Origin of the sequence: Ferrovibrio sp., from assembly GCF_035304305.1 — a bacterium.
Taxonomy (GTDB): Bacteria; Pseudomonadota; Alphaproteobacteria; order Ferrovibrionales; family Ferrovibrionaceae; genus Ferrovibrio.
In genome coordinates this window covers 1-3,672 of record NZ_DATGQG010000138.1, presented here as the reverse complement: position 1 = coordinate 3,672, position 3,672 = coordinate 1, and the positions used below count along the sequence as shown (strand labels likewise).

Below are 3,672 nucleotides of genomic sequence, written 5' to 3'. Positions count from 1 at the left end.
CGGCGCCCTCGAAATCGCCCGCGCTGAGGTGGCCAGCCTCGAACGCCAGCACGCCGCTGCCGGCAACGCCCTCGTGTTGCTCGTGGGCACCCTGCCCGAAGCCCTGCCGCCCGGACGGCGGCTGACCGGACAGGGCATCGTCGCCGACCTCGCCGCCGGCCTGCCCGCCGACGTGCTGCTGGGCCGGCCCGACGTGCGTGCCGCCGAGCAAAGGCTGATCGCCGCCAATGCCGACATCGGCGCCGCCCGCGCCGCCTTCCTGCCGCGCATCACGCTGACCGCCGCGCTGGGCAGCGCCAGCCCCGCCCTCGACGGCCTGTTCGGCGCCGGCTCCCGCGCCTGGAGCTTCACGCCCATCCTGCAGCAACCGCTGTTCGGCAGCGCCACCGCCGCCAGCCTGGACGTGGCCGAAGCGCGCAAGGTGGCCTCCGTGGCCGAATACGAAAAAGCCATCCAGCAAGCCTTCCGCGAGGTCGCCGACCTGCTGGCCGCACACGACGCCCTGGCCGCGCAGCTACGCGCCCAGGAAGCGGCGGAAAGGACCCAATCCGAACGCCTGCATCTGGCCGACCTTCGATACAGGGGCGGCATCTCCAGCCACCTCGAACTGCTCGACGCCCAGCGTGACAGTTACAGCGCCGGCCAGGCCACGGTGCAGGTGCGCCGCCAGCTTCTGAGCACCGCCGCCCAGCTCTACAAGGCCCTCGGGGGCGGCGGTAGCTGAGCCCGCATCCCGCCTTTTCCCCGCCCCACCTCTTGCCCTGACCGGAGTTGGTTCTACGATGAACTTGCAATCAGGCTTTGCACTTCAGACTTGAAACCTCCCAGGCAAATAAAGGGAGACGACATGAAAAGACTGGATGGCAAGGTAGCGATCGTGACAGGAGCCACCAAAGACATCGGCCGGGTAATCGCCGCAACCATGGCCAGGGAAGGCCGCCAAGGTGGTGATTGCAGGGCGTACGGCCAAGCGTGGCGGGGAAGTAACGGCCGCCATCGAGGCTGACGGAGGTGAGGCCTGTTACGTTCAGGCAGACATTGGCATCGAAAGCGATGTTAAGAAGATCATCGATACGGCCATCGACCGCTATGGCAAGTTGACCACATTGATCAACAACGCGGCATCCACCGATCTGATCAACGAGTCTGATGGGTCGATAGCGGCCACCACTGCATCCGTCTGGGAACAATCGATGCGCGTAACGCTGTGGCTCCATGCTGATGAGCAAGTACGCCATTCCCAGGATGATCGAGGCCGGCGGGGGCGCCATCGTGCATACCTCCTCCGGCCTCCTGCCGGCCGATGGCCAGGATGGCTGCCTACGCGGCGGCCAAGGCGGCAGTGAATTCCCTGAACCGCTCCATCGCTGTCGAGTACGGGCGCAGCAATATCCGCTCCAACGTCATCATCACCGGCATGATCCTGCCGCCGCACGCCCTGCCCGATTTCCTGGCGGACCCGATACTTGGAGCCAGGATCGGAGCGCAGCACCTGATCCGCCCAGGCCGGCGCGAGGACATTGCCGCCGGCGTCGTCTATCTGGCATCGGACGAGTCCGGCTTTGTGACCGGCGCCGAGCTGCCCATCGACGGCGGTTCGCGCATCATGACCAACCTGATTGGCAGGGACGACATCTTTCAGAACGACAAAGGCTAGTTCGGTGGCACCCGCCCCCTTCCCGGGGAGGATGCGCCTAACGAATTTACGCCGACCTGACCGCCGGCTTCGCGCGTTTTGCCGGCTGCCCCGCCGGTTTCTTGCGCGGTTCGACGCCGCTTGAAATCCAGGTGTCATCACCCGCGCGCCTGCCGAGAATGTGCGCGATGATCCGCGCGCGCGCGGCCTGCATTCGCCGCACCCCGAGCCCGCGTTCCATCACATCGGGATCGGTGGCGGCGACTCCTTCCATTGCCGCGTGGATCACCGAGGCCTCGGCATAGGCGTCCCCCTTGCGCGGGCGCTTCCCCGGCGGATACGCCGACAGGATACGCTCGGCGAAACGCTCGATCAGCGGTATGTAGTAGTCGATGCGCTGCTGCTCGAAGCGGGGGTCGCCCCGGTCCGCTTCCAGATTCCGGTAGCGCAGTACCGGCCTGTGCTTGTCCCACACGGCATCGAAAGCCTCGACCACCCGGCGGGCGTGGGCAACGTCGACCACCGTGGGGTCCCACGGCTCGTCGAGTATGGAGCAGACCGAAGTCATTTCATCCGCCGCCGCCTGGCCGAGCGCGAACATGATGTCGCGCACGTCGTCGAAATACATGTAGAACGTCGCCGAAGACGTCTTCGCTTCCTGCGCGATGGAGACCGCGGTCAATTCCATCGGCGACTTCGTGCGCAGCAGGCGCAAGGTCACGTCCATCAGGCGGCGACGCGTAGTCCGCCCTTTCAACCCGAGTTCCTGGCCCTGCTTGTTCTTTGTCACGTTGCTGTTCATATCGGTACGCCGGCTGCTTGCGGAAGAAATAGGCTGTACATGGCATGATCGATCCGGCCGGCCCCGGGCGGTCGCGGATTCGTCCGGCTCTCGTCCGTCACGAACTACGCGCCGCGTCGTAAGCCCCGATCGATATCGGCTCGAGTCCGGGCAGATTCTGGATCAGCTTGCAGACCAGCATGGAACGCCGCTGCCCGTACAGCCTGGCCAGTTCGGCATCGCCGGACAGTATCGCGCGGATCAACTGGTTCCGGACATTGTAGAGTTCCGGAAGATGCCGGCCATAACGCAGCCCCAGCTCGTCGCGCCATTGACTCTGGCCGAACTCGTAGATGATCGAGACGAACAGCTTGATCACCGGGTTGCCGCACATGTCGCCGATGATCCGCGCGAACTCGATGTCCCAGGCGAACACCTCATCCGGCCTGCCCTCCATCTTCCCCGCCTCCGGGTCGTCATTCACCAGCAGTTGCCGCAGGCGGGCGTGCAGGCGCTCGTCCCGACACGCGGCGGCAAGCTGCACCGCTTCGGTGAGCAGCGGCAGCGACGCGGTGATGAGATCGCGAAACGTGGCCTGTTCGATGTCGAGATAAATCGCGGCCGCGTGGGCGACGGCATCGATCTGCGGACGGCGCGCATAGAAGCCTCCCCCGCTGCCGCGTTTGATCACCAGAAGCCGTTCATGTTCGAGAAGCCGGACCGCCTGCCTCAAGGTCGGGCGGCTGACGCCGTACCGCGCCGTCAACTGCTCCTCCGAGCCCAGGTACTCGCCGTCTGCCGCCGAGAGAATGCTCGTTCGCAGGGCCGACACGATCCTCGCAACCGCTGACGATGATTTTGGCCGTTTCATGGGCTCCAAGTGACTGAGATCGTTCATTCTCGTATCTGCAAACTTATGTCCCCTGTTCACGGGACCGGGAAAGGGCGGCATCAGGGACCGGGCGGTCGCGCGCCGTCTCCGATCAGCCCCACACGGAACTGTCGAGATCGAAGCTATGACGTGAAGGTACGATCTCCATGACGGAGACACTCCGGACCAGGCCCTCGGAACAAGGCATCTGTAACCGCATTATACAGAATAAAGAGAATGTCGGTTACCGAATCCACGTATCCGCGCGGGCGAATCGGCGACGTCCGCTTCCGACGGGGCGGAAACCGGGTCGCGGTCCGGCTGCGACAGTGCCAATGCACCCGCAGGCCGTGAAAATGATACGGCAGGTAGCTCACAAAAATA

General features: G+C 64.8%; 5 protein-coding genes. 3 read left to right on the top strand and 2 right to left on the bottom strand.

Annotation, left to right across the window (positions count from 1 at the left end; genetic code table 11):
* The 3 genes from VKZ87_RS15525 to VKZ87_RS15520 form a co-directional block, all read left to right on the top strand.
* Positions 1-724: TolC family protein (locus VKZ87_RS15525; protein WP_324222174.1), on the top strand; the 724-nt coding region annotated here is incomplete at its 5' end.
* Positions 725-944: 220 nt separating this feature from the next.
* Positions 945-1,346: an SDR family NAD(P)-dependent oxidoreductase gene (locus VKZ87_RS18500; protein ID WP_414655657.1), complete on the top strand. Its 402-nt coding sequence runs from the start codon at positions 945-947 to the stop codon at positions 1,344-1,346.
* Positions 1,304-1,657, top strand: coding sequence for an SDR family oxidoreductase (locus VKZ87_RS15520; RefSeq protein WP_324222173.1), 354 nt, complete (start codon positions 1,304-1,306; stop codon positions 1,655-1,657). The genes VKZ87_RS18500 and VKZ87_RS15520 overlap by 43 nt, the downstream gene beginning before the upstream one ends.
* Before the next feature lie 46 nt (positions 1,658-1,703).
* Here VKZ87_RS15520 and VKZ87_RS15515 read toward each other — a convergent pair whose 3' ends face one another.
* Both VKZ87_RS15515 and VKZ87_RS15510 read right to left on the bottom strand, forming a co-directional pair.
* Positions 1,704-2,438, bottom strand: a complete 735-nt coding sequence (locus VKZ87_RS15515) for a TetR/AcrR family transcriptional regulator (RefSeq protein WP_324222172.1) — start codon at positions 2,436-2,438, stop codon at positions 1,704-1,706.
* Between the two features lie 97 nt (positions 2,439-2,535).
* Positions 2,536-3,315: a FadR/GntR family transcriptional regulator gene (locus tag VKZ87_RS15510; RefSeq protein WP_324222171.1), complete on the bottom strand. Its 780-nt coding sequence runs from the start codon at positions 3,313-3,315 to the stop codon at positions 2,536-2,538.
* Between the last annotated feature and the right edge of the window lie 357 nt (positions 3,316-3,672).

Coding starts and splice junctions, on each gene's coding strand:
- VKZ87_RS15520 (WP_324222173.1), top strand. CDS start 1,304: ATGGCCAGGATGGCTGCCTACGCGGCGGCCAAGGCGGCAGTGAATTCC.
- VKZ87_RS15515 (WP_324222172.1), bottom strand. CDS start 2,438: ATGAACAGCAACGTGACAAAGAACAAGCAGGGCCAGGAACTCGGGTTG.
- VKZ87_RS15510 (WP_324222171.1), bottom strand. CDS start 3,315: ATGAACGATCTCAGTCACTTGGAGCCCATGAAACGGCCAAAATCATCG.